23 protein-coding genes are annotated in these 25,496 nt (G+C 31.4%); 18 read left to right on the forward strand and 5 right to left on the reverse strand.

Going from position 1 to position 25,496, the window contains the following annotated elements; translation table 11 throughout:
* Positions 1–8 precede the first annotated feature (8 nt).
* From AJN64_RS03715 to AJN64_RS03775, 13 genes are all read left to right on the forward strand, one after another.
* Complete coding sequence (locus AJN64_RS03715) at positions 9–1,982, forward strand: LTA synthase family protein (protein WP_070288233.1); 1,974 nt, start codon at positions 9–11, stop codon at positions 1,980–1,982.
* A 63-nt stretch (positions 1,983–2,045) separates the two neighbouring features.
* Positions 2,046–3,344 (forward strand): UDP-N-acetylmuramate--L-alanine ligase, encoded by a 1,299-nt coding sequence (gene murC, locus AJN64_RS03720; RefSeq protein WP_079264292.1) that lies wholly within the window; start codon positions 2,046–2,048, stop codon positions 3,342–3,344.
* Positions 3,337–3,687 carry a membrane protein gene (locus AJN64_RS03725; protein WP_002869116.1) on the forward strand — a complete coding sequence of 117 codons (351 nt, stop codon included), beginning with the start codon at positions 3,337–3,339 and terminating at the stop codon, positions 3,685–3,687. Before murC ends, AJN64_RS03725 begins: the two co-directional genes overlap by 8 nt.
* Positions 3,677–5,887, forward strand: a complete 2,211-nt coding sequence (locus AJN64_RS03730) for an endonuclease MutS2 (RefSeq protein ID WP_083271912.1) — start codon at positions 3,677–3,679, stop codon at positions 5,885–5,887. Before AJN64_RS03725 ends, AJN64_RS03730 begins: the two co-directional genes overlap by 11 nt.
* The gene (locus AJN64_RS03735; protein ID WP_002921448.1) at positions 5,884–6,585 is read left to right on the forward strand and encodes an SIR2 family NAD-dependent protein deacylase; all 702 of its coding nucleotides are present in this window, start codon (positions 5,884–5,886) and stop codon (positions 6,583–6,585) included. The genes AJN64_RS03730 and AJN64_RS03735 overlap by 4 nt, the downstream gene beginning before the upstream one ends.
* Entirely contained in the window at positions 6,578–7,177 is a 600-nt protein-coding gene (locus tag AJN64_RS03740) for a LysE family translocator (protein ID WP_002861777.1), read from the forward strand. The genes AJN64_RS03735 and AJN64_RS03740 overlap by 8 nt, the downstream gene beginning before the upstream one ends.
* 3 nt (positions 7,178–7,180) lie before the next feature.
* Complete coding sequence (dapE, locus tag AJN64_RS03745; protein ID WP_070292705.1) at positions 7,181–8,278, forward strand: succinyl-diaminopimelate desuccinylase; 1,098 nt, start codon at positions 7,181–7,183, stop codon at positions 8,276–8,278.
* 9 nt (positions 8,279–8,287) lie between these two features.
* Positions 8,288–8,479: a sulfur carrier protein ThiS gene (gene thiS / locus AJN64_RS03750; protein ID WP_002853007.1), complete on the forward strand. Its 192-nt coding sequence runs from the start codon at positions 8,288–8,290 to the stop codon at positions 8,477–8,479.
* Positions 8,476–9,279, forward strand: a complete 804-nt coding sequence (gene thiF, locus AJN64_RS03755) for a thiamine biosynthesis protein ThiF (RefSeq protein ID WP_079264294.1) — start codon at positions 8,476–8,478, stop codon at positions 9,277–9,279. The genes thiS and thiF overlap by 4 nt, the downstream gene beginning before the upstream one ends.
* A gap of 2 nt (positions 9,280–9,281) precedes the next feature.
* Positions 9,282–10,058 (forward strand): thiazole synthase, encoded by a 777-nt coding sequence (locus AJN64_RS03760; RefSeq protein ID WP_070292706.1) that lies wholly within the window; start codon positions 9,282–9,284, stop codon positions 10,056–10,058.
* 2 nt (positions 10,059–10,060) lie between these two features.
* Complete coding sequence (thiH, locus tag AJN64_RS03765; RefSeq protein WP_070292707.1) at positions 10,061–11,206, forward strand: 2-iminoacetate synthase ThiH; 1,146 nt, start codon at positions 10,061–10,063, stop codon at positions 11,204–11,206.
* Complete coding sequence (locus AJN64_RS03770) at positions 11,196–11,807, forward strand: thiamine phosphate synthase (protein ID WP_070292708.1); 612 nt, start codon at positions 11,196–11,198, stop codon at positions 11,805–11,807. The genes thiH and AJN64_RS03770 overlap by 11 nt, the downstream gene beginning before the upstream one ends.
* 1 nt (position 11,808) lies before the next feature.
* Positions 11,809–12,966, forward strand: coding sequence for an MFS transporter (locus AJN64_RS03775; protein ID WP_070292735.1), 1,158 nt, complete (start codon positions 11,809–11,811; stop codon positions 12,964–12,966).
* On the opposite strand, the gene murG is transcribed toward AJN64_RS03775, so the two are convergent.
* Positions 12,937–13,965: an undecaprenyldiphospho-muramoylpentapeptide beta-N-acetylglucosaminyltransferase gene (gene murG, locus AJN64_RS03780; RefSeq protein WP_070292709.1), complete on the reverse strand. Its 1,029-nt coding sequence runs from the start codon at positions 13,963–13,965 to the stop codon at positions 12,937–12,939. The genes AJN64_RS03775 and murG overlap by 30 nt on opposite strands.
* Entirely contained in the window at positions 13,962–15,125 is a 1,164-nt protein-coding gene (ftsW, locus tag AJN64_RS03785; protein ID WP_070292710.1) for a putative lipid II flippase FtsW, read from the reverse strand. Before ftsW ends, murG begins: the two co-directional genes overlap by 4 nt.
* Positions 15,126–15,264: 139 nt before the next feature.
* On the opposite strand from ftsW, the gene AJN64_RS03790 reads away from it, so the two are divergent.
* Genes AJN64_RS03790 through AJN64_RS03805 form a run of 4 tightly spaced genes read left to right on the forward strand, consistent with a single transcriptional unit; the run spans position 15,265 to position 18,491 of the window.
* Entirely contained in the window at positions 15,265–16,710 is a 1,446-nt protein-coding gene (locus AJN64_RS03790) for an acetyl-CoA carboxylase subunit A (protein ID WP_070292711.1), read from the forward strand.
* 3 nt (positions 16,711–16,713) lie between these two features.
* Positions 16,714–16,965 carry a hypothetical protein gene (locus tag AJN64_RS03795; protein ID WP_070247870.1) on the forward strand — a complete coding sequence of 84 codons (252 nt, stop codon included), beginning with the start codon at positions 16,714–16,716 and terminating at the stop codon, positions 16,963–16,965.
* Entirely contained in the window at positions 16,965–17,684 is a 720-nt protein-coding gene (locus tag AJN64_RS03800; protein ID WP_002870578.1) for an arginyltransferase, read from the forward strand. The genes AJN64_RS03795 and AJN64_RS03800 overlap by 1 nt, the downstream gene beginning before the upstream one ends.
* A complete protein-coding gene (locus AJN64_RS03805; protein ID WP_002861764.1) occupies positions 17,685–18,491 on the forward strand; it encodes an adenylosuccinate lyase in 807 nt (268 codons plus the stop codon). It begins immediately after the preceding gene.
* Positions 18,492–18,514: 23 nt separating this feature from the next.
* Here the strand turns inward: AJN64_RS03805 and cmeF are convergent, their stop codons facing one another.
* The 3 genes from cmeF to cmeD are packed head-to-tail and all read right to left on the reverse strand — an operon-like array spanning position 18,515 to position 23,546.
* Entirely contained in the window at positions 18,515–21,532 is a 3,018-nt protein-coding gene (cmeF, locus tag AJN64_RS03810; protein WP_070292712.1) for a multidrug efflux RND transporter permease subunit CmeF, read from the reverse strand.
* Between the two features lie 2 nt (positions 21,533–21,534).
* Entirely contained in the window at positions 21,535–22,275 is a 741-nt protein-coding gene (gene cmeE, locus AJN64_RS03815) for a multidrug efflux RND transporter periplasmic adaptor subunit CmeE (RefSeq protein ID WP_002880742.1), read from the reverse strand.
* Complete coding sequence (gene cmeD, locus AJN64_RS03820) at positions 22,272–23,546, reverse strand: multidrug efflux RND transporter outer membrane subunit CmeD (RefSeq protein ID WP_002880741.1); 1,275 nt, start codon at positions 23,544–23,546, stop codon at positions 22,272–22,274. Before cmeD ends, cmeE begins: the two co-directional genes overlap by 4 nt.
* A gap of 125 nt (positions 23,547–23,671) precedes the next feature.
* Between cmeD and lepA the strand changes: the two genes are divergently transcribed.
* Positions 23,672–25,468, forward strand: a complete 1,797-nt coding sequence (gene lepA, locus AJN64_RS03825) for a translation elongation factor 4 (protein WP_070292713.1) — start codon at positions 23,672–23,674, stop codon at positions 25,466–25,468.
* Positions 25,469–25,496: the final 28 nt, after the last annotated feature.

Raw genomic sequence — 25,496 nt, forward strand, 5'->3', positions numbered from 1 at the left:
AGGTAAATATGAGAAAAATTTTACTTCAAATTTTTATTTTTAGCGTATTATTTATAGTAACTTTTGCCATTAATCGTATTTTAATGCAAAATTCTTTCATCCCTACAGGTTTAATTAGTGATAAAAATGAAATCTTTTTAATGTATCTTTTGGGTGTTTTTCATGATATAAGATTTTTAAGCGCAGCGTTTTTACCATTCTTGCTTTGTGGTTTTTTAAGTTTAATTTTTTCTAATATAAAAATAAATAATAAGTTAGTAATATATAGTAAAAATTTTTATTTCATTTTTTCAAGCGTTTATATAATTGTTCTTTCTTGTCTTTGTATAGGATTTTCTTATGCAAAATACTATTATTACGAAATTTACAAGACTAAATTTGATATTTTTATGTTTACTCTAAAAGATGATAATACAAAAACTATTTTAAGTATTATTTATCATGATTATCCAATTTTAAAAATTTTAGCTTTAATGTTGATTTTTGGAGTTTTTGTATTTTTTTTAAATTTGAAAATATTAAATTTAAAGCTAAAACCTGTTAATTTAAGATTATTTCCCTTAATAGCTTTAAATTTAATATTAATTATTGTTTATGTTATAGCCTTAAGGGGTCCCTTTAAGCATGTGGCTATAAATGTGCAAAATTATTCTTTTAGTGAATATAGTGTTGTAAATGATACAATGTTAAATCCAATTATGGCATTTTCTTGGGCTTTAAAACAATATAAAGAAGAAGCGGCTTTGAAGGTTATCACACCTTTGAAAGCACAAGAACTTAAAGAAAAACTTTTTGATTATTTGCATCAAAGTCCTATAAATCTAAAAGCTGAAAAGAATCATCCTAGTGTATTTGTTAACTTAATGGAAAGTTTTGGGCTTAATTTGGCTGATTTTGCAAATACAGAACATAATTTTTTAGGTTCGTTAGATAAACATTTTAAGCAAGATTTTTTATTCAAACGCTTTTTGAGTTCTAGTAATGGAACTATACCAAGTTTTGCAAACTTATTTTTTGTAAGTCCATTTTCTAATATTTCTACAAGCAAATTTCAGAAAACTTATTTGGATTTAACACCTATTGCTGTTTATAAGAAAGCAGGATATAAGGTGATTTTTGTAAGTGCAGGTAATGGATCTTGGCAAAATATTAAAAATTATCTCAGTATTTTGGGAGTAGATGAGATTATAGATGAAAATATTTTAATGAAAGAATATAATGGAGCAAAAGATAGTGAAAATGGTTATGGGGTAGCTGATGAGTTTTTATATAAAAAAGTTTATGACTTGCTTCAAAAAAATCTACACAACACCCTTATAATTGCTCTTACTATTTCTAATCATCCACCTTATAAAATTCCACAAAATGATTTGCCAAAATTACAAAACATTCCGCAAACTTTACTTAATATGCTTCCTTATGAAAAAGATAAACAAGATAATATTATCAAAGCTTATACTTATGCAAATAATGAATTTGGAAAATTTCTAGATAAAGTAAAACAAAGTCCATTCAAGAATAGTGTTATTATAGCAGCAACTGGAGATCATAGAGTACGCGAAATGAGTATAGATTTAAATTCCCAAAAAGCTTTTGCTTATAGTGTACCTTTTTATCTTTATATTCCTAAGGATTTACAAGATAATATTTATTATGATAAAGATCGTGTAGGATCTCATAAAGATATTTTTCCAACTCTTTATGCTTTAAGTTTAAATAATGTTAAGTATTTAAGCGTAGGCGGAAGAAATATGTTAGCAAGGCCAAGTGATGAGAAATTAGAATTTGGGATCAACGATGCTGTATGGATTGATAAAAAAGGTATTTATAGTGGCGGTAAAGGGTACTATTTTGAAAGTAATGATACTTTAAAAGATATGAATAAAGCTTTTAACCTTGATGGTTATACTAAAGACTTTGATAAATTTTATAGAGAGTTAAATTTATATCAATTAGCCGAGCGTTTAGGCATTTCAAAATAGGATTTATATTTTCTTTTTAGTAAAAAAGTGCTAAAATTTAGCCTTTAAAGTATAAAGGTTTAAATGATGCAAAATATCCATTTTATCGGCATAGGCGGTATAGGAATTTCCGCTTTAGCAAGATTTTTAAAAGAAAAAGGTTTTAAGATTAGCGGAAGTGATCTTAAAGAGAGTAAAATCACTAAAGAACTAGAAAAAGAAGGGGTTAAGGTCAGTATCCCTCATCATAAAGACAATATTTTAAACAAAGATTTAGTTATTTATTCTGCCGCTATCAAAGAAGAAAATCCTGAATTTAAACATGCTAAAGAATTAGGCATTAAATGCCTTTCACGCAAGGAAGCCTTACCTCTTATTTTAGAAGATAAACGTGTTTTTGCAGTTGCAGGAGCACATGGAAAAAGCACAACTTCAAGTATTTTAGCTTCTTTACTTGATGATGCTTCTGTGATCATCGGAGCGATTTTAAAAGAATTTGGTTCAAATATGATTTATAAAGAAAGCCAAAACCTTGTTTTTGAAGCTGATGAGAGCGATAGTTCTTTTTTAAATTCAAATCCTTATTTGGCTATAGTTACTAATGCAGAAGCAGAGCATTTAGATCATTATGGTAATGAAGTTTCAAAACTCCATCATGCTTATGCGGAGTTTTTAGATACAGCTAAAATTCGCGTGATTAATGCTGAAGATGAGTTTTTGAAAAATTATAAAAATGAGTCAATCAAGCTTTATCCGAGCAAAGATATCAAAAACTGCACCATGTGTATAGAAAATTTCAAACCTTTTACAAGTTTTGAGTTAAAAGATTTAGGTGAATTTAAGGTTTTTGGTATGGGATATCATTTAGCTCTTGATGCGTCTTTGGCGATTTTGGCGGCTCTAAATTTTTTAGATATAGAAACGATAAGAACTAGGCTTAAAAATTATCAAGGTATTAAAAAGCGTTTTGATATTTTACATGCTGATGAAAATTTGGTTTTAATCGATGATTATGGTCATCATCCTACTGAAATAAAAGCGACTTTAAGCGCAGCACAAGAATACGCAAAATTAGGTGGATATAAAAAAATCACAGCTATCTTTGAACCTCACCGCTACACGCGTTTGGCTACAAATTTAAAGGAATTTGCAAAGGCTTTTGAAGGTGTTGATGAGCTTGTAATTTTACCTGTTTATGCCGCAGGAGAAGAGCCTATAGAACTTGATTTAAAAGCGGTTTTTCCTAAGGCTTTATTTGTAGAAGATATCAAAAGAGAGGGTAAATTTTTAGTAGCTTCCAAGGGACAGGTTTTTGAAGAAGGGCTTATTATAGGTTTTGGTGCAGGAGATATCAGCAACAAATTAAGGCAAAAAAATGAGTAGGGTTTTTTTATATTTTTTAATTATTTTAATTTTAGCCTTAATCACTTTTGCTTTGCGTGAAAAATTAGGCAAAAAAACTAAACCTTTTTTTGGTATTTTGCTTGTGATTTTTATTGTTTTAGCAGTATTTTTTGAATTTGAAAACACACAAAAAAGTCATTTAAGAACAGATATTATCGTAGCTTTTAATCAAAATAAAAATATTTTATGTAAAGATATCAATGTTTCTAAGGCGTATTTTAATTATGAATTTGGTACAGGAAGTTTTATTTCAAAAGATAATAATCAAAGTTTTAATTCTTTAATCATAGATATTAAAGATTGTAGGTTAAATGATGAATGATACAAAAGAAGAATTGATCTCAAAGCTTGATTTAAACAGCTATTTAGAAGAGTTTAAAGCCCTTTTTGCAAGAGATAAGGAGATTTTTTTACAAGGAGATTCTAATCTTCATTTTAAACGCATACATGAGCTTTGCGAGGTGGAATTTCCTACTATGCCAGAGCTTAGCAATCTTGATAAAGCCTTAGTTCATTTAAGCAAGCAAGGAATTTTACATTTAGATGAAATTTTTGAATTTGTAAAAATTTTTCGTTATTTTGAAAAGCTAAAAAAATTAAAACTAGGAACAAATTTAGACTCTTGGTTGCAAAAGATAGAATTTGTTAGCGGAGCTTTGGAGCTTTGTTTGAATTTCGATGAGAAAGGGGAATTAAAAGAAAGTTTAGATGAAAGACTTGTAAATCTTAATACTGCTTTAAGATTAAAAAATGAAAGCATAATAGCTGAGTTTAAGAAATTTTGCTACACAAAAGCTTTGATGCCTTATCTTATCGATACACAAATCCATCTTATAAACAATCTTGAAGCCTTGCTTGTAAGAGGTGGGTTTAATCACGCCATTAAAGCAAAAATCATAGGTAGAAGTAGTGGCGGTGGCTTTTATATCGTGCCTTTAAGCGTTGAAAATTTGCAAAATGATATAGAAAAAATCAAAAATCAAAAAGAAGAAATTTATTATGAATACGCTAAAAATTTCTCAGCTTTTTTAGCAAAAAACCTACCTTTTTTAAAATTTATCAATACAGCCTTTGATCTTTTTGATCATTATAGTGCTAGGGTTTTGCTTGCTAAAAAAAGGGATTTTGAATTTGTTTTGTGTGATCAAAGTACGGATTTGGTTCTTAAAAATTTCGCCCATCCTGCTTTAAAGAATCCAAAAAGCGTGAGTTTGGAATTTAAAAAACAAGTTTTAATCATCACAGGGGTAAATGCAGGTGGAAAATCCATGCTTTTAAAATCCATGCTAAGCGCAGCATTTTTAGCTAAACATCTTTTGCCTATGCATATAAAAGCAAGTGAAAGTAAAATCGGTACTTTTAAAGAATTTGATGCCATCATAGAAGATCCGCAAAATGTTAAAAACGACATTTCAACTTTTGCAGGAAGAATGTTGCATTTTTCTAGACTTTTTTCTAAGAAAAATTTGCTTTTAGGTATAGATGAAATAGAGCTTGGAACAGATTTTGAAGAAGCGGCTTGTTTGTATAGCGTGTTAATTTCAAAACTCATAGCTAATAATCTTAAAATCATTATCACCACACACCACAAACGCCTTGCCATGCTTTTAGCAAAGAATGAGCAAGTTGAACTCATCGCTGCTCTATATGATGAAGAGCTTTCACGCCCAAAATATGAGTTTTTAAAAGGTACTATAGGAAAATCTTATGCCTTTGAAACCGCTTTGCGTTATCAGATTCCGCCGAATTTAGTTAGCGAGGCTAAAAAGCTTTATGGCGAGGATAAAGAAAATTTAGAAGAGCTTGTGGGTAAAAATATCAATCTTGAATTAGAACTAAAAGCTAAGCTTGAAAATGTCGAGAAAAAAGAGCAAAAAGTCGATGAAATTTTACTTTCTTTAAAAGATCAAAAAGAAAAAAATGAACAAGAATTTCGTACGAGTTTGAGAAATTTAGAATTTAAATTTCACAAAGCCATAGAAGAAGCTAAAAAAACTATACAGCTTAAAGACACAAAAGATAAGCAAAGAAGTCTTAATAAAGCCAATGAGCTTAAAAAAGAAATCATTTTGCCAAGTATGGAGCAAAACGAAGAATTGCGTGCGGGGGATTTTGTAAAATATGAAAAAATTAAGGGTAAAATCATAAGCATTTCTAAAAACGATGCTATGGTTGAAAGCGATGGGATCAAACTTCGTGTGCCTTTAAAACTGCTTAAAAAAAGCACTCCTACACCTAAAATAAGTCCAAAAACAAGCATTAGTGTGGTAAAACCGACTAATCTTAGCGTTAGCTTGGATTTGCACGGGCTTAGGAGTGATGAGGCTATTTCAAGGCTTGATAAATTTATTTCAGATGCTTTGCTTGCAGGATTTGATGAGGTTTTGATCTATCATGGCATAGGCACAGGAAAGCTTGCCTTTGCGGTAAGAGAGTTTTTAAAAACTCACAAAAGTGTCAAAGGCTTTAATGACGCACCGATCAATCAAGGTGGCTTTGGTGCTAAGGTGGTGAGATTATGAAAAACATTATGATATTAAGCGGAGCGGGTTTGTCTGCTCCAAGCGGGCTTAAAACTTTTAGAGATAATGATGGACTTTGGGAAGAATACGATGTGATGGAGGTTTGCTCTGCAACAGGTTTTAGAAAAAATCCTAAAAAAGTACTTGATTTTTACGATGCAAGAAGGGCACAACTTCAAAATGTAAAGCCAAATCATGCTCATGAAAAAATCGCACAATTAAAAGAAAAATGGGGTAAAAATCTTTTTGTCATCACGCAAAATGTAGATGATTTGCTAGAGCGTGCAGGGTGTAAAGATGTAGTACATTTGCATGGCTTTTTGCCTGAACTTCGCTGCTTAAAATGTGAAGAAATTTTTAATATAGGCTATGAAAAAATTACAGATAAACAATGCCCAAAATGCAAAAGCAAGAATTTAAGACACAATATAGTTATGTTTGAAGAGCAAGCTCCTGCTTATGCGACGCTTTATTCTTTGCTAAATCAAACTTCGCTTTTTATCAGCATAGGCACAAGTGGGGCGGTTTTGCCTGTAGGGCGTTATGCTTCAATGTGCGAAAAAAGTATTTTAAATATCTACGAAAAAGATGCGAATTTAGAGCGGTATTTTGATAAAATCTATATAGAAGATATTATAAGCGCTATTGATAAAATTGCACTTGATATAGAAAATTTTATGAAAGATGGTAATGTTTGATTCTTTTTTAAGTGGAGTTTTTTTGGGCTTTGGAGTGAGTGTGCCTTTTGGACCTGTAAATATTTTGATTTTAACTTATGCACTAAAAGCTTTTAAAAATTCCATAGCTGTTGGACTTGGAGCATTTAGTATAGATATGCTTTATCTTTTTTTGCTTCAATTTGGGCTTTTAAATTTTTTAGACAATGTTATTTTTATGCGTTCTTTGGCGATTTTTGGTTTTTGTTTTTTAACCTATATGGCGTATTTGATGCTAAGAAAAAAGAAAGAAAGCTTAAATTTAGAGCATAAAGAATTTAAAGAAAGTCTTTTGAAAAGTTATATTAAAGGAGCTTTTTTAAATGGCTCAAATCCTTTTGTGATAGGATTTTGGCTTAGTGCTGCAAGTGTGGTTTTAAGTAGTGATCATGCTTATTTGATGACTTTAGGGCTTGTTGTGGCTATACTTTTTTGGGTAAGTGCTTTAGCCTTTGTGGTGGCAAGATATAGTCATGTTTTTAGTGCAAAAGTTGTTTTTATAATTAATATAATTTCAGCTATAATTATAGAGTATTTTGCTCTTAATTTATTATATAAAACTTTCTTAGGATAAAAAATGAATGCAAAAGAATTTTTAATCGAGCTTTTAAAATTTAAATCTGTTACGCCAAATGATGATGGAGCTTTAAATTTCATCGCTATGGAACTGAGTGATTTTGAAGCTTTTTTCATAGAAAAAGAAGGCATTAAAAACCTTTTACTCACTAAAAAATTTAAAGATGAAGGCGAGCATTTAGCTTTTGGTGGGCATGTAGATGTGGTGCCTGCAGGCGAGGGTTGGAGTAATAATGCTTTTGCGCCTGTGGAAAAAGAAGGCTTTATCTATGCAAGGGGTGCTCAAGATATGAAAAGCGGAGTAGCAGCCTTTGTGGATGCGGCAAAGAATGCGGATTTTAAAGGAGCAAGACTTAGTCTTATTTTAACAAGTGATGAAGAAGGCGAAGCTATATATGGAACTAAGGCTGTTTTAGAATGGATGCAAGAAAGAGATATGCTACCTGATTATGCTGTGGTTGCCGAGCCAACCTGTGTTAAAAAAATCGGCGATAGTATTAAAATAGGGCGTCGTGGTTCTATCAATGGAAAACTTTTAATCCGTGGAAAACAAGGGCATGTTGCTTATCCTGAAAAATGTATCAATCCTGTGCATGATTTTGCGCCAGTTTTAAAGCTTTTAGCGGGTTTTGATCTCGATCCTGGAAGTGCTGAATTTAGTCCTTCAAAAATCGTTATAACTGATATTCGCGGAGGTATAGGGGTGTGTAATGTTACTCCAAATGATTTAAAACTTATGTTTAATGTTCGCAATTCCCCTGATACAAGCTTAGAAGATGTAAAAAGTTATGTAGAAAAAATTTGTCATGGTTTAAACTATGAGTTAGAGCTAAAACAATCAAGCGAAGCTTTTTTGACAAATATCGATAATAAAATCGTTCAAAAAATGAATGAAAGCGTTCAAAAAATCACTCATGAAGTGCCAGAGCTTAATACCAAAGGCGGTACAAGTGATGCAAGGTATTTTGCAAAATATGGTGTAAAAGTAGTGGAATTTGGGGTTTGTAATGATAGAATTCACGCTATTGATGAAAGAGTAAGCATAGAAGAATTTGAAAAGCTTTGCCTTGTTTTTAAAGACTTGATAGAAAATTTTTAAAGGTTTAGGATGATTATCAATGGACAAAAGCTTGAGTTAAAAGAGCTTAAATTTATGGATTTTATCAAAGAAAAAGGCTTGAAAATAGAACTTATCGCTTTAGAATTAAATGGAGAAATCATACCAAAAAGTGAATTTGAAAATTTGATTTTAAAAGAAAACGATAAAGCTGAAATCGTAAGCTTTGTAGGAGGCGGTTGATGAGAGTGAAATTTAATGGCAAAGAACTTGATACAGACTTTAAAACAAGTTTGGAATTTTTTGAAAATATCAGCAAAAATGAAAATGATGTATGGATTATCAATGGTTTTGCAACAAAAGAGAATATCGCTTTAAACGAAGATGATGAGCTTTTTTGTATAGAAAGAAATACTTTACCTCCAAAAGATGCACTAGATGCTATGATGAGAGCAAGACACACTCCAAAACTTCATGATAAACTTAAAAATGGGCGTGTGGCAGTTTGTGGTTTGGGCGGACTTGGATCGCATATAGCGATAAATTTGGCAAGAAGTGGTGTGGGATTTTTAAAGCTGATTGATTTTGATGTGATTGAGCCTAGTAATTTGAATCGTCAAGCTTATCGTGTAAGTGATTTGGGTAAATTTAAAACCGAAGCTTTAAAAGAGCAAATTAGCGAGATTAACCCTTATATCAGCGTTGAAATTTGCACTTTAAAAATCGATGAGGATAATTTAAAGTCTTTGCTTAAAGATATAGATATAGTTTGTGAAGCCTTTGATAGTGCTATCGCAAAAGCGATGATGGCGCAAAATTTTCATAGATTTTACAAAGATAGTATTTTAATTTGTGCTTCAGGGCTTGCGGGCTATGGTGATAGCAATAGCATACAAACAAGAAAAATTGCTAAAAATTTCTATGTATGTGGGGATTTGGTAAATGGTGCTAAGCTAGGAAATGGACTTATGGCACCAAGGGTAAATATTTGCGCAGGACATCAAAGCAATCTTGTTTTAGAGCTTTTAGCAAATAAGGAGTAAAAATGCAAGAAAATTTAAAAAATGATAAATTAAAAATAGGCAAATACGAGTTTGATTCAAGATTTATTTTAGGTTCTGGAAAATATTCGCTAGAGCTTATAAAATCAGCCATAGAAGAAGCTAAAGCGCAGATTATTACTCTAGCCTTACGCCGTGCAAATACAGGGGAAATTGCTAATATACTTGATTATATCCCTAAAAATATCACACTTTTACCCAACACTTCAGGCGCAAGAAACGCCGATGAAGCCTTACGCATTGCAAGGCTTTCAAGAGAGCTTGGTTGTGGAGAACTTATCAAGATAGAAGTGATAAGCGATAGTAGGTATTTGCTGCCTGATAATTATGAAACGATTAAAGCTTGTGAGCTTTTAGCTAAAGAGGGTTTTACACCCCTACCTTACATGCATGCTGATCTTTACGCAGCTAGAGCTATGCGTGATGCAGGAGCTGCGGCTATCATGCCTTTGGCAGCACCTATTGGGAGCAATAAAGGCTTATGTGCTAAGGAATTTATACAAATTTTGCTTAATGAAATTGATTTGCCTATCATTGTAGATGCGGGCATTGGAAGTCCTGCACAAGCTTGTGAAGCTATGCAAATGGGAGTAAGTGCAGTGATGGTAAATACAGCTATAGCTGAAGCTAAAGATATAGCCTTGATGGCTAAAGCTTTTTCTTTGGCAGTAAATGCGGGAAGAGCGGCTTTTTTAGCAGGTTTGGCAAGTGTGAGCGAGGCTAAAGCAAGTTCTCCATTAACAGGCTTTTTAAGGGATTAATCATGCAAGATTATATGCAGCATTTACCTCACATGCAGGAAATAAAAAGCGAAATTTTAAACAAGGTTTTAACTCAAGTTCAAAGCTATGATGAGAGTCAATTTAGTGCCAAAGATGTTAAAAATGCTTTAAATCAAACACATTTAAGCATAGAGCATTTAAAAGCCTTGCTTTCAAGTGCGGCAGAAGATTTCATAGAAGAATTAGCCTTTAAATCCGCTAAAGTCAAGCAAAAATATTTTGGAAATTCTATCTCTCTTTTTACTCCGCTTTATTTGTCAAATTATTGTAATTCTAAATGTGTTTATTGTGGTTTTCAAAAAGGCAATAAAATCGCAAGAGCTAAGCTAAATGAAGCTGAAATTCACGAAGAAATGCAAGCCATTGCTAAAAGTGGTTTAGAAGAAATTTTAATGTTAACAGGCGAGGGTAGGGAGTTTGTAAGTGTAGAATATATAGCAAATGCTTGCAAGATAGCTAGAGAGTATTTTAAGGTTGTAGGCGTTGAAATTTATCCTATGAATGAAGAAGAATATAAAATTTTGCATGAAAAGGGTTGTGATTATGTGACTGTTTTTCAAGAAACTTATAATCCTTTAAAATATTCTAAAATTCATTTAGCTGGCGAAAAACGCATTTTTCCTTATCGCTTTAATGCTCAAGAAAGAGCTTTAAAAGCGGGTATGCGTGGAGTGGCTTTTGGGGCACTTTTGGGTATAGATGATTTTAGAAAAGACGCTCTTGCTACGGCACTTCATGCACATTTTTTACAACAAGCTTATCCGCATGCTGAAATTTCTATTTCAGTACCACGTTTAAGACCTATTATCAATAATGCCAAAATCCATCCTAAAGATGTGAGTGAAAAACGCCTTTTGCAAGTACTTTGTGCTTATAGACTTTTTTTACCTTTTGCGGGCATTACCATTTCAAGTCGTGAAAGAATAGGTTTTAGAGATGAGGTTATCAAGCTTGGTGCTACTAAAATGAGTGCAGGAGTAAGTGTGGGTATAGGTGAGCATAAGGGCGAGAAAAAGGGTGATGAGCAGTTTGAAATTTCAGATGATAGGAGTGTAGATGAAATTTTAAGCATGCTTAAAAGATCAAATTTGCAAGCTGTGATGAGTGATAGCATTTATGTGGGATAAAAAAATCATCGCCATAAGCGATAGAAAATGTGTGCAAATAGACTTCTTAAAGCAGATTGAAAAACTTTCTAAGGCTAAGGTAGATGCTATAGTTTTAAGAGAAAAAGATTTAAGTGAATTTGAATACTATGACTTAGCAAAAGAAGTTTTAAGCATTTGTACAAAGCAAAAAGTGACTTGTTTTTTACATTCTTTTGATAAGGTTTGTTTAAAATTAGGGCATCATTATTTTCACGCGCCGCTTTCTTTGCTAAGAAAAGAGCCTAAATTAATAAAATATTTTCATATACTTGGCACTTCAGTTCATAGTAAAGAAGAGCTTTTAGAGGCGATGAGCTATAAGGTAAATTATGCTTTTGTAGGACATATTTTTGAAAGTTCTTGCAAGGCGGGTTTAGAATCTAAAGGGCTTGATTTTTTAAAATCTTTGCTTGAATTTAGTCAAATTCCACTTTATGCTATAGGTGGTATCAATGTTCAAAATATAGAAAATTTTAAGGATATAAATATAGCAGGTATTTGTATGCGTGAAATTTTAATGAAAGAAAAAGATTTAAAAACATATATTCAAGTTTGCAAAGAAAGATTATCTCGTGAGTAGTATTCAAAAAAAGATTTTTTGGCTTAATTTTTTCATCGTTGTGATTGTAGCTTTTAATCTGCGTGCTCCTATTACGGCTATAGGGCCTATGATAGATGTGATTAAAGATGCGTATGACTTAAATTCTACTTTTGCAGGAGTGCTTACAAGTTTACCTTTGATAGCCTTTGGAAGTATTTCTTTTATAGTGGGATATTTTTCACCCATTAGGGCGATTATCGTTGGGATTTTTTTAATCTTTATTGGCGAAATTTTGCGTTCTTATACAGGGATATATGGCTTATTTTTGGGTATGTTAGGCATAGGTTGTGGTATAGCAATCGCTAATGTTTTATTGCCTAGTTTTATTAAAGAGAAATTTCCTAAAAAAATAGCAAGTATGATGGGGGTTTATAGTCTTATTTTAAGCATTTCTTCTATAGTAGGAGTGGCTTTAGCTATACCTTTGCTTAGTGTGTTTGATTTAGCAGGTGCTATGGTTTTTTGGGCGGTTTTTTCTTTTGTAGCTTTGGTGGTTTATTATCCTCAAGCTAAAAATGGTAGATTTTTTCGTGCTAAGAAAAAAAGTTCTAAAAAAATCAATCTTTTTACAAATGCAACCACTTGGAAGATTACCCTTTTTATGGGATTTCAAAGTTTTTTAGCTTATTCTTTGTTTTTTTGGTATGTTCAAATCGTTGTAGAAAAAGGTTTTGATAAAGAATTTGCTACAAATATGGTTCTTTTTGCTCAACTTGTTGCAGCTCCAGTGTCCCTTTTTGGCCCATTGCTTTTAGGAAAATTAAGACAAAATTTACATACTTTTTACATAGCTAGTTTGTGCAGTATGTATGTGATCGCTTTTGTTATGCTCTTTACTTTTGATAGTAAAATTTCTATTATCATCAGTGCTTTTATCATGGGTTTTCCATGGGGTGGAGTTTTTGGCATTGCGTTGCTTTTTATTGCACAAAAAAGTTCAAGTACTCAAGTAGCAGCGAGACTTTCTGCTTTAGCTCAAGGTTTTGGGTATTTAATCGCAGCACAAGGACAATGGATTATAGGTTTTTTGCATGACAAATTTGAAAATTTTTCACTTGCTATTTTGATGTTGATTTTTGTAGGGATTTTGGTAAATATCTTTGGATATTTATCGTATAAAAGCCAAGTTATTAGATAGTGCTTTTTCTAGTAAAATATCCCCACCATTTTTTTGTGCTATATTTTGCAATCTTGTAGAAATATCTTCTAAGTTAAGTTTTAACATTGCTTTGAAAAAATCATCAAGATTGATCGAATCTTGCGTGAAAATTTGACATAAAGCTTGATCCTGTAAAAATTTAGCATTAAAGTATTGATGATTTTTAGCTGCATAAGGATAAGGTATAAAAATAGTGGGTAAAGTATTAGCACAAAGTTCAAAAAGAGTACTTGCACCTGCTCTTGATATAGCTAAATCCGCATTTTTCATTTTTTCTTCCAAATTTGAACTAAAATCAAAAATATCAGCTTGGATATTTAAGCTTTGATAATGTTTTTTACACTTTTCAAAATCATTTTTTCCGCATTGATGGATGATTTTGATGTTTTGCTCTTGAAGCTTTGGGGCGAGATTTAAAGCTAATTCATTTATAAAGCTAGCTCCTTGTGATCCTCCTAGGAAAATAATATTTTTTAATTCTGTGCGAGTCCTAGCATTATCAAAAAATTTATTTGCCACAGGATAAGGACTAAATTCTTTTTCAAAGGCGCTAAAAAATTTTGTAGCGAAAGGTTTTAAAAGCATGTTTAAAGAGCCACTTTTTGAATTTTGCTCGTGTATAAAAAGAGGCAAATGTGAGGATAAAGCCGCAAAAGATGCGGGAGCTGCACTATATCCACCTACACTAAAAACGGCTTGGATGTGGTATTTTTTAAAAATTTCTCTACAATCTTTGGAGAGTTTTAAGGTGTGGAGTAAAGAACTGATTTTGCCAAATTTGCTTTGATTAACCACTCCTTTAGAGCTTAAAAAAATTTTTTCCTTAAAGCGTACTTCATTTTCAAACCAAGCTTTATCTTGACCATTTTGACTGCCTATATATATACATTCTATATTTTTTTTAATCGCACTTTCTAATAAGCAACGCACTATGGCTAAATGCCCTCCAGTTCCGCCACCTGTTAAAGCTATTGTCATAATTTAACCTTTTTTGAAATCATTAATACATATCCTATGCCTATGCAAATTGCCCACATTGAACTTCCTCCATAGCTTAAAAGTGGAACCGCTACACCTTTTAGTGGAGTAAGAGAAATAATACCAAAAGCATTCATAAAGAAAGAAAAAAGTAAAAGTAAGGCTATGCCTGAACAAAAAATAAAATCTTGTTTAGCTTCGCATCTTCCTGCAATTCTAAAAATTCTTAAAATCATCCAAAGATAAATATAGCAAATAACTCCAAGACCTAAGAGTCCTATTTCTTCAGTAATTCCTGAAAGAACAAAGTCAGTATGCACTTCACTTAAAAAGCCTAATTTAAAAGTTCCAAGTCCTAGGCCTTCACCAAACATTCCTCCATGGGCTATAGCATTTAAAGAGTGCGAAATCTGATAAGGTTCGCTGTTGCTACTTACTCTCAAAGCATTTGCTAGCCAATCAGGAAGCATAGGTAAAAAAGCATCTTGTATATTCCCCCACCAAGAAGCGATTCTTTGAATTCTTCTTTGGTTGCTAAAAATTACCATTATACCTATCATCATAATGATTAAAGTTCCAAAAGCAAAAAGCCTTTTACTAGCTCCTGCAAAAAAAGCTAAAGCTAGAATCAAAAAGAAAGAAATTACGCTTTGTCCTAAATCGTTTTGAGTGATATAAATATATCCTATAACTATAGAAGCTAAGATGCAATAAGGTAGAAGAATTAAAGCCTCGTGTCTGATAGCTTTTTTGCTATCATCAATACGCCTTGTATAGCTCCATGCTAAAAAATAAATCAATCCTATTTTAAAAAATTCCACAGGAGAGATAGAGAGTGGGCCTAAGCGTATCCAGCGTTTAGCTCCTCCGCTAGCTGTTGCTAATGCAGAAGGTAAAAATGGTAAAATGATAATAAAGATAAAAGAAATAATCAAAATAGCTAAAATAATTTTTTTAGAAAGTGCTTTATCAGGATCCAATCGAGAAACAAAAAACATTATAAGTATGCCACTAATTCCAAAAAAAAGCTGACGAATAAAAAAATGAAACTCGCTATAGTCAAGAAAAAGAACAGTAAAAGCTGTAAGAGAGTATGAAAATACTATTCCTATGGTGATTAAAATACAACTTAAATAAAATAATCTTTTATCAGCAACCATTATAATTATAACTTTTCTTTATTGGAATTAAAATTTTAAAAAGTTTTATTATAACTAAAATAAATTAAATTTTTTGCTAAGTTTTTGTAAGGAAAATTTGCTAAAATTAACAATAAAAATATAACAAAAAAGGCAAATTATGAATCAAATCCATAAAATTCTCATAGCAAATAGAGCTGAAATAGCTGTTAGAGTAATCCGTGCTTGTAGAGATTTACATATTAAAAGTGTTGCAGTTTTTACAGAGCCTGATCGTGAATGTTTGCATGTAAAAATCGCAGATGAGGCTTATCGCATAGGAACGGATGCTATAAGAGGATATTTAGATGTTGCTCGTATTGTCGAGATTGCTAAGGCTTGTGGTGCTGATGCGATCCATCCTGGTTATGGATTTTTAAGTGAGAATTACGAATTTGCTAAGGCTTGTGAAGATACTGGAATTATTTTTATAGGTCCAAAATCTGAAGTAATCCATAAGATGGGAAATAAAAATATCGCTCGTAAGTTAATGGCTAAAAATGGCATACCTATTGTTCCAGGGACTGAAAAATTAAATTCCTATAGCATGGAAGAAATTAAAATTTTTGCTGAGAAGATTGGTTATCCTGTTATTTTAAAAGCTTCAGGTGGTGGAGGTGGACGCGGAATTCGCGTTGTTCATAAAGAACAAGATCTTGAAAATGCCTTTGAATCTTGCAAAAGAGAAGCTTTAACATACTTTAATAATGATGAAGTATTTATGGAAAAATATGTAGTTAATCCTAGGCATATAGAATTTCAAATTTTAGGAGATAACTACGGAAATATTATCCATCTTTGTGAAAGGGATTGTTCTATCCAAAGAAGACATCAAAAGGTAATTGAGATAGCACCTTGCCCTGGAATTTCAGATAATCTTAGAAAAACCATGGGTGTTACAGCTGTGGCAGCTGCTAAGGCTGTAGGTTATACAAATGCTGGAACTATAGAGTTTTTGCTTGATGATTATAATCGCTTTTATTTTATGGAAATGAATACAAGAATTCAAGTTGAACATCCAATTACTGAAGAAATTACAGGTATTGACCTTATTGTAAGACAAATTCGTATTGCAGCAGGAGAAATTTTGGACATAGAACAAAGCGATATTAAACCTAGGGGTTTTGCTATTGAAGCTAGAATTACTGCTGAAAATGTATGGAAAAATTTTATTCCAAGTCCTGGAAAAATAGGAGAATACTACCCAGCTCTTGGACCATCTGTTAGGGTTGATAGTCATATTTATAAAGACTATACTGTGCCGCCTTATTATGATTCCATGCTTGCAAAGCTTATTATTAAAGCAACAAGTTATGATTTAGCGGTTAATAAACTTGAGCGTGCTTTGAAGGAATTTGTGATTGATGATATTAGAACAACAATACCATTTTTAATTGCTATTACAAAAACAAGAGAATTTAGAAGAGGGTATTTAGACACCTCTTTCATAGAAACACATATGCAAGAATTATTAGAAAAAACAGAAGATCGTCATCAAGAAAATAAAGAAGAAGTTATAGCTGCAATAGCTGCTACGCTTAAAAAAATACGAGAAAGTAGAGAATAATAGATGGATTTTTTAGACAGTCTTAAAAGTATTAAAAAAGAAATGCAAGCTAACGCCAATACTCCAAAATTAGCGAAGAAATCAAGCAAGAGTGGTGCAAGTGTAAAAAATTTAGAAAAACTAGCTAAAGATATTCGCGAAAAAAATCAAGAAGCAAACATAGATAAGGAAATGCAAGAAATTTTCTTAAAGCAAGAAAAACTACAGGATGAATTTTCCGGATTTATCAAAAATGCAGATATTAAGAAAATTTAATGCTTGAGATTGGTTTTTGTACTCTTGAAGATCAGTGTCCTTACTTAAAAGATAAACGCTCAAGAATAGAGTATAAATACATTGAAAATTGCCCTAAAGAAATCAATAATGGGCTAATAAAACGAGGTTGGCGTCGTTTTGGTAGGTATTTTTCACGCCCTATTTGTAAAGATTGTGATGAATGTTTAAGTCTTAGAATTTTAGTTAATGAATATAATTTTTCAAAAAGTGAAAGAAGGGTTATAAATAAAAATATTAACACCAAAGTTATGCTTAGAACACCCAATTTAAGCAATGAACATTTGTTTTTATATGATAAATACCATCGTTTTATGGAAGAAAAAAAGAACTGGAAGCGTTATGATTTAAGCTTTAAGCAGTATTATAATCTTTATGTCGATGGTTTTATGAATTTTGGATATGAGCTTGCATTTTATATAGAAGATAAGCTCGTTTGTGTTGATTTGATTGATATTTTAGAGGATGGAATTTCAAGCATTTATTGTTTTTATGATCCTGATTTTTCGTATTTTTCTTTGGGTAAATTTTCTTTGCTCAATGAAATACAAATAGCTAAAAAAATGAACTTAGATTATATTTATCTTGGGTATTTTGTAAAAAAGTGTCAATCTTTATCTTATAAAGCCGATTATACACCCAATGAAATTTTAAAAGGCACTAAAGAGCTTTTTGAAAATGAGGTTTTATGGGAGAAATAGATGCAAATCGTGCAAACTTTAGAAACTATCAATGTTAATACAGATGATATTAGCGTATTTCAGTATTTTAAAGACTTGATTACCAAAAATTTCACAAAGGTCATAGGACGAAAAAATAAAATTTTTTCTTTTTTTGAAGAAAATGAAATTCCACAGCGTCGTTATTTCTTAAAAGTTTTAGATCAAAAATATCGCAAAAGTACAAATGAAGGTATAGAGAATTTACAAGATGCTCATTTTAAAACTTTTAGATTAAATTTTGAGCAAAATAATATGCTTAAGCCTATGTTGTTTATCAAGATTGATTTTGCTGCGGGTAGAATTTTGATGAAGTTAAGCTCTAATGAAAAATTATTTGTTACCTATATAAGAAATTATTTTCAAGATCATAATATAGAATATAATGAAATGACAAATATTCTAATTTTAGAATATAAAAACGAGAATACTCTTGAACTTTTTGAAGCTTTTGCAGATGAGAGCGAGCATTTAAAATATTGCGTGAATTTTGAAGTTGACCGAGAAGAGTATAAAAAATTTCGCCAAAATATTCACAATAAAGAAAATATGAAATGGAAATTTAATGCTTTAGCTAAGCTTTTTAGTAATTATTTTAATACTTTAGAATGTACTCCGCAAAATGATCTTAGTGAAATCAGACAAAAATATTTGATTTTGGTAAAACTTTATCATCCTGATTTTCATCAAGGAAAAAGTGCAATAGAAAAAGCTTACGCAAGAGAACAGTTTGAAAAAATACAAATCGCCTATGATAACTTAAAAGCACTTTATAAGAATAATACTTAAAAAAATTAAATTAATCATTTTGGTTAATTTAATTTTTCTCTCTCATAAATTTTTCTTAATTTGTTATCTAGTTTAAAACAAAATTTAAAAAGTGCAGGTACTACGAGTAAGGTAAGCAAAGTCGAACTTATAAGCCCAAAGATAATGGCTATTGCCATAGGAGAATTAGCTTCATAGCCCGCACCCCTTGAAAGAGCGAGTGGGAGCATAGCAAAAATCATAGCAAAAGTTGTCATCAATATAGCCCTTAAGCGTGATTTTCCAGCGATTAAAAGAGCTTTATCGGGATCTAAACCTTCATGACATTTTTTATTAGCTACATCCACAAGCAAAATAGCATTTTTCCCCACCATACCAAAAAGTAAGATGATGGCAATAAGTACAAAAAGCGAAAAATTATGCCCCGTGATAAAAAGCCCTATAGAAGCTCCGCCAAAGGCTAAAGGCATGGTTATCATGATGATTAAAGGCAGAATAAAACTTTCATAAAGTGCGGCTAAAACAAGATAAATTAAAACAAAAGCAAGTACTACTGCCATAGCAAAACCTTGCACGGTTTCACCTAAAAGATTGATAAAGCCTGAAAAAGCATAGCTAAGACTTGCATTATTGTTTAAAATTTTATCCATATTATCTAGTAAAAGTTTTTGCACCGATCCTAAAGAAAGATCATTCACTCCAGCTGTGATTTTCACAGAGCGGTTTTTATTGTAACGATTGATAGTTTTTAAATCCTTACTGTATATAAAATCCACCACGCTTGAAAGTTCTAAATTTACACCTTGGTTGTTTTTAATGCTAATGCGTTTTAAAGCTTCTATGTCTTTTTTAAATTCTGGAGCAAAACTTAGTATAATATCATCTTTTGAATTACCTCTATCCATACTTCCTACGCTAAGTTGCGAGAAAGAATACCCTAAAACCCCAGCGATATATTCAGGATTGACATCTAAAAGTTTGGCTTTTTCTTTGTTGATGTGTAAGGCTACTTCATCTTTTGTAGCATTAGCATTATCGCTTATATCTACAATGCGTGCATTAGTGCCCAAAATTTCTTTTGCTTGAGAAGCAGCTTCTTTTAGAGTGTTTAAATCATCTCCCAAGATTAAAAACTGCACGGGATCATCAACGCCTGCACCTTCTATCTTTGGAAGTTCTAAAATTTTGATTTTTAAACTTTCATCTTGAAATTTTTGACGATACAGGCTTACTATAGCGCTTTGTCTTAAATTTCTTTCGTCTAAATTTTTAAGTTTAACATAAATTTTAGCCTTTGTAGCATCTTTGGCATCATCATAGCCTACAAGTAAAAAAGCGTATTTGACATTGCTATCATTTTTGATTTTTTCAAGCAAATTTAAACTTTTTTCTTTCATGGCTTCTAAACTTAAATCCTTTTTGCTTTCAAGTAAAACTTGAATTTCGCTATCATCTTCCATAGGTAAAAAATCAAGTCCTATACGGGTAGCTAAAGCAAAAGAAAGCCCTACAAAAACAAGAGTGGCTAGGATAAATTTTGCTTTATTTTGTAAAATTTTATAGAGTAAATTTTCATACTTTTGCTCTATTTTTTCAAAAAAAACTTCTGTTTTTTCATAAAACTTACTTTCTTTTGGATTTAAAAATCTTGCTCCAATACTAGGTATTAAAAATACAGAAACCAAAAAGCTTATCACTATCCCACTTGCAACGCTTATGCCTAAGGCATTGAAAAAAAGCCCTGGTATAGAGTTCATATAAGAAATAGGGATAAAAACACAAAGTAAAACTATACTGATGCTTAAAACGCTAAAACCTATTTCGTTGATACCTAAAAAAGCAGCTTGTAAAGGCGGATAAGTTTTTAGTTTTTTAGCAATATTTTCAATCACTACTATAGCATCATCGATAAAAATTCCTATGCTTAAGGTTAAAGCTATGAAAGTTAAGCGGTTTAAATCATAGCCTAAAAGATCGATAATAAAAAAAGTTGAAATGATAGAAGTAGGTATAGCTATGCAAGCAATGAGAGTTGCACTTAAATTTCTTAAAAATAAAAATACAATTACAAGGGTTAGAAAAATCCCCAAAACCATATCAAAAATCACTTGAGAAAGATGCTTGTGGATATTTAAGCTTTTATCGTAAAGCACATTAATGCTTATATCTTTTGGAATTTGTTTTTCTAAAATAGGCAAGGCATTTTTGACATTTTTAATCATTTCAAGGGTGTTATAATTTGTGATTTTTCCGAGTTCTAAAAGCACCCCTTCTTTACCTTCGTATAAAGCACTTTGTTTTTCATCTTCATAAAGGCTTGAAATATTAGCAATATCGCTTAAAAATACTCCTGTTTTTATGCGAAGATTGCTAAGTTCTTCTAAATTTGTGGCTTCAAAATAGCCTTTGATGATATAGTTATCTCGATTGTTATTAAGTTCGCCTAGGGCTTGTTTAAAATTTTGACTTTTGATGATATTTGCTACATCAAGGGCGTTAAGATTGTATTTTCTAAGTTCATTTGGTTTTAATTCTATGCGAATTTGGGGTTCTAAAAAACCCTTAGCTTCGATTTTACCTACTCCTTCAACTCTTTGCAAAAAAGGTTTTATTTTATCATTGATTTCGCGCATGAGTTGTAATTTATCTTTAGAATATAAAAAAAGCGAAATAGCAGAACCAGAATCTGAGCTGATTTTTTCAATTTCAGGCTTAGAAGGTAGGCTTAAAGTTCCTATTTTATCACGCACATCATTAGCAGCTACTTCAAGATTTTTACCTAGTTTAAACTCGACTACACTCACACTAAAATTATCATACGCAGCTGAGGTTATGGTCTTTACTCCATCAATCTCACTTAGAGCATTTTCTATTTCTTTAGTGATTTTTGATTCTACGAAATTTAAATCCCCATTTACCTTGCTTGTAATCTTTATAAGAGGTATGGAAACATTAGGAAATAAATTTACACTCATGCTAAAAGCAGAGATTAGCCCAAAAATCATAAGAGCTAAGAAAAACATTAGCACAGTAATTGGTCGGTTTATAGCTAGTTTAAACATTTTTAATCTTTAGTGATGATTCTACCTTCGCCAAAAAGCCCTGGTGTTAAATTTGTAGTTTGCACTTCAGCATAAATTTTTCTTGTTTTTACTTCTATACTTGGATAGATAAGGCTGATTTTTCCTTTCAATTCTGCACCATTTTGATCGATTTTGTAAAAGAAATCATCGCCTAATTTAACTTTATCTTTGTATTTTTCATCAAAACTTAAAATCAGTTTGCTTTGTGGATAGGAAAAAATTTCTATTAAAGGTTGAGCTACTCCTCCTACTCCTTCACCCACTTGTATAAATTTATTTGCGATAATAGCATCATAAGGTGCGCGCAATTCTTTTTTTGTCATGATATTTTTATAATAAGCTATATTGATTTTTGCTTTGTTTAAATTTAAATTAGCTGCATCAAACTTAGCTTTCATATCTTCATAGCTTTGTTTGTCTATAACATTTTCTACAGCTTTGATTTTTTGCATTTTGCTTTTGGTATTTTCGTATTCTACAAGAGCAAGTTGATAAGAATTTTGGGCATTTTGAAGAGCTATTTTTTCACTTTCTTGATCAAGAGCAAGTAAAAGTTCTCCTTTGCTGACTTTTTGTCCAATTTCTACAGGAATTTTTTGAACTAAACCTATGCTTTCAAGGGCAAGTTTACTTTGTTTTGATGCTTCTACATTGAAACTTGCATAAATTTCTTCGCCAAAGGCGCAATTAAAAGCAAGAAGTAAAAATAGAATTTTTTTCATTCTTTAACCTTTGAATTAAGATCTATACCTGCATTAAAATAATAATTTGCTTTAGTAATTTCAAATTCATTTTTAGCAAGCTCTAAATCGCTTTGTGCTTTAAATTTAGCCTCTAAAGCTTGAAGATATTCCACATAAGAAACAAGTCCTGCTTGGTATTTTTTATCTACACTTTCAAAAGCTAAATTTGCAGCATTTAAGCTAAGATTAAGAGCTAAAATTTGTTCTTGTAAAACTTTTAAACTTTTGTCTAAATAATTTAATTCTTCTTTATTTTTTCTCTCACTAAACCTTGCGTTTGCATTGGCTATTTGAACGTTTAAACGCTCTTTTTCAACTTCTTTAGCCCTTGCATTGAAATCAAAAATTTTCCATTCCATACCTAAAATAAACTGATTACCTTGAGAATATTTTTCTAAGAATTGATCCGCTAAATTTGCAAAAGGAGCCGGAACTTTTGGATTATAATTGTTTTTATAAAAGTTAAAATTATCTTGAATATAAAATTTTGGAAAATATTCAGCTTTTGCTAAATTTACACTTTCTTTAGCAAGATTGATTTGTTCTTTAGCTATCATTACTTTATAGTTTTGACTTTTTTCTTGTTGCGGATTTTCTAAAAAAGCATTCCCTTGCACTTTAAAATCTGTATCGCTTAAAATTTTAATCTCTTTTTGTATATTGGCAAGTTTTAATTCATTTTGACTGAGCTCTAATAAGCTTAAATGATATTTGGCTTTAATGCTTTCAAGTTCATGTTTAGGGCTAAGTCCTGCATCGTAAAATTTTTGCAATCTTTCAAAAGTTGATTTTAAAAAAGCTACTTTTTGTTGATTGGCTAGTAAAATTTTTTCAAGACTTAGGGTGTTAAAATAAAGTGTGATTGCATTTAAGGCAAGGTAATTTTTGCTTTGTTCTTTGTCTAAAAGGCTTAATTTTTCTTTGCTTTCTAAAGCCCTTAAATTGGCCTCTCTAGCACCCCCATCAAAAAGCAAAAAATTAAGAGAAACTTTAGCAAATAAACTTTCTTGTGGATCGATAATGAAGCGATCTTTATTGTTGGCTACATAAGCTGAGTTTAGACCAAGAGAGGGTAGGTAATTTCTAAAAGCTTGTTCTTTGTCCAAATTTGCTTGTTCGCTTTGCATTTGTTTAATGAGATAGGATTCGTTATTTTGACTTAGTGCTATAAATTCGTGCAAATTAGAAGCTAACATTGCTAAGGGATAAAGAGCTAAAAACATAGCTGATTTTAAATATTTTTCAAACATTTGATATTTTAGTATGCTTTATATAAATTTCAATTGAAGTTTTTTATATAAAATAAAATTTATTTGTTTTAAACATAAATTTTGTTAAAATCCTAGCTTTAAAATTTTATATTTAGGATGAAATTTTGTCGGTAAAAAATATTAGAAATTTTTCTATTATAGCTCATATAGATCATGGAAAATCTACTCTTGCAGATAGGATTATTAGCGAGTGTGGTGCTATTAGTGATAGGCAGATGAGTTCACAAGTTATGGATACTATGGATATAGAAAAAGAGCGTGGTATCACTATAAAAGCACAATCGGTGCGTTTAAATTATAAATTTAATAACGAAAATTTTGTTTTAAATCTTATTGATACTCCTGGCCATGTGGATTTTTCTTATGAAGTGAGTCGTTCTTTGGCAAGTTGTGAAGGGGCTTTACTTGTAGTAGATGCTTCTCAAGGTGTTGAAGCACAGACTATAGCTAATGTTTATATAGCGCTTGAAAATAATCTTGAAATCATTCCTGTGATTAATAAAATCGATTTGCCTAATGCTGATATTGAAAAAGTCAAGCATGAAATCGAGCATATTATAGGTATAGATTGTAAAGACGCCATTTGCGTGAGTGCAAAAACAGGAGTGGGTATAAAAGAGCTTATAGAAACAATTATTACTAAAATCCCTGCACCAAAAACAGATGATGAAGCTCCTACTAAGGCTTTAATTTATGATTCTTGGTTTGATAATTATTTGGGTGCTTTGGCTTTAGTTAGGATTTATGAAGGAAGTATTGCTAAAAATGATGAAGTTTTAGTCATGAGTACGGATAAAAAACATATAGTTCAAGATCTTTTTTATCCTCATCCTTTAAGCCCAATTAAAACTCAATCTTTACAATCAGGTGAAGTAGGCGTGGTGGTTTTAGGGCTTAAAACTGTAGGTGATGTACAAGTAGGCGATACTATTACTTTAGTAAAAAACAAGGCTAAAGAAGCCATAGGCGGTTTTGAAAAGGCTAAAGCTTTTGTCTTTGCAGGACTTTATCCTATAGAAACGGATAAATTTGAAGATTTAAGAGATGCTTTAGATAAGCTAAAACTTAACGATAGTTCTATTACCTATGAGCCTGAAACTTCTTTGGCTTTAGGCTTTGGTTTTAGGGTAGGGTTTTTAGGACTTTTACACATGGAAGTGATCAAAGAAAGACTTGAAAGAGAATTTAATCTTGATTTAATTGCTACAGCTCCAACTGTGACTTATGAAATTTATCAAACCGATGGAGAACTTGTTAAAATTCAAAATCCTAGCGAGCTTCCTCCTGTTAATAAAATCGATCATATAAAAGAGCCTTATGTTAAAGCCACTATCATTGCTCCAAGTGAATTTTTAGGGAATTTAATCACTCTTTTAAATCGCAAAAGAGGAGTGCAGGTTAAAATGGACTATATCACACCTGAGCGTGTTTTGCTAGAATATGATGTACCTTTAAATGAGATTGTGATGGATTTTTATGATAAATTAAAGTCCTTAACAAAAGGCTATGCGAGTTTTGATTATGAACCTATAGAATTTAGAGTAGGGGATTTGGTAAAACTTGATATTAAAGTGGCGGGTGAAAATGTTGATGCGCTAAGCATTATCGTGCCTAATGAGAAAGCACAAGGTAAAGGAAGAGAGCTTGTTAGCGCTATGAAAGAAATAGTTCCTAGACAGCTTTTTGAAGTGGCCATTCAAGCAAGTATTGGAAATAAAATCATCGCAAGGGAGACTGTTAAATCCATGGGTAAAAATGTGACAGCAAAATGCTATGGTGGGGATATTACTAGAAAAAGAAAGCTTTTAGAAAAGCAAAAAGAAGGTAAAAAAAGAATGAAAGCTATAGGTAAGGTAAATTTACCTCAAGAAGCTTTTTTGAGTGTTTTAAAGATAGATTGATGATAAATTTAAAACTTGGCTTGAAATT

This window comes from Campylobacter sp. BCW_4332 (assembly GCF_001763175.1).
GTDB classification, from domain to species: Bacteria; Campylobacterota; Campylobacteria; order Campylobacterales; family Campylobacteraceae; genus Campylobacter_D; species Campylobacter_D jejuni.

Excerpts from the sequence above, each read along its gene's own strand:
- murG (WP_070292709.1), bottom strand. The coding sequence starts at position 13,965 with ATGACAATAGCTTTAACAGGTGGCGGAACTGGAGGGCATTTAGCCATA.
- cmeD (WP_002880741.1), bottom strand. The coding sequence starts at position 23,546 with ATGTTTGAAAAATATTTAAAATCAGCTATGTTTTTAGCTCTTTATCCC.
- AJN64_RS03730 (WP_083271912.1), top strand. The coding sequence starts at position 3,677 with ATGATGAATGATACAAAAGAAGAATTGATCTCAAAGCTTGATTTAAAC.
- AJN64_RS03740 (WP_002861777.1), top strand. The coding sequence starts at position 6,578 with ATGTTTGATTCTTTTTTAAGTGGAGTTTTTTTGGGCTTTGGAGTGAGT.
- AJN64_RS03725 (WP_002869116.1), top strand. The coding sequence starts at position 3,337 with ATGAGTAGGGTTTTTTTATATTTTTTAATTATTTTAATTTTAGCCTTA.
- dapE (WP_070292705.1), top strand. The coding sequence starts at position 7,181 with ATGAATGCAAAAGAATTTTTAATCGAGCTTTTAAAATTTAAATCTGTT.
- AJN64_RS03715 (WP_070288233.1), top strand. The coding sequence starts at position 9 with ATGAGAAAAATTTTACTTCAAATTTTTATTTTTAGCGTATTATTTATA.
- thiS (WP_002853007.1), top strand. The coding sequence starts at position 8,288 with ATGATTATCAATGGACAAAAGCTTGAGTTAAAAGAGCTTAAATTTATG.
- AJN64_RS03770 (WP_070292708.1), top strand. The coding sequence starts at position 11,196 with ATGTGGGATAAAAAAATCATCGCCATAAGCGATAGAAAATGTGTGCAA.
- cmeF (WP_070292712.1), bottom strand. The coding sequence starts at position 21,532 with ATGTTTAAACTAGCTATAAACCGACCAATTACTGTGCTAATGTTTTTC.
- AJN64_RS03795 (WP_070247870.1), top strand. The coding sequence starts at position 16,714 with ATGGATTTTTTAGACAGTCTTAAAAGTATTAAAAAAGAAATGCAAGCT.
- AJN64_RS03760 (WP_070292706.1), top strand. The coding sequence starts at position 9,282 with ATGCAAGAAAATTTAAAAAATGATAAATTAAAAATAGGCAAATACGAG.
- thiH (WP_070292707.1), top strand. The coding sequence starts at position 10,061 with ATGCAAGATTATATGCAGCATTTACCTCACATGCAGGAAATAAAAAGC.
- AJN64_RS03800 (WP_002870578.1), top strand. The coding sequence starts at position 16,965 with ATGCTTGAGATTGGTTTTTGTACTCTTGAAGATCAGTGTCCTTACTTA.
- murC (WP_079264292.1), top strand. The coding sequence starts at position 2,046 with ATGATGCAAAATATCCATTTTATCGGCATAGGCGGTATAGGAATTTCC.
- ftsW (WP_070292710.1), bottom strand. The coding sequence starts at position 15,125 with ATGGTTGCTGATAAAAGATTATTTTATTTAAGTTGTATTTTAATCACC.
- AJN64_RS03805 (WP_002861764.1), top strand. The coding sequence starts at position 17,685 with ATGCAAATCGTGCAAACTTTAGAAACTATCAATGTTAATACAGATGAT.
- AJN64_RS03790 (WP_070292711.1), top strand. The coding sequence starts at position 15,265 with ATGAATCAAATCCATAAAATTCTCATAGCAAATAGAGCTGAAATAGCT.
- AJN64_RS03735 (WP_002921448.1), top strand. The coding sequence starts at position 5,884 with ATGAAAAACATTATGATATTAAGCGGAGCGGGTTTGTCTGCTCCAAGC.
- cmeE (WP_002880742.1), bottom strand. The coding sequence starts at position 22,275 with ATGAAAAAAATTCTATTTTTACTTCTTGCTTTTAATTGCGCCTTTGGC.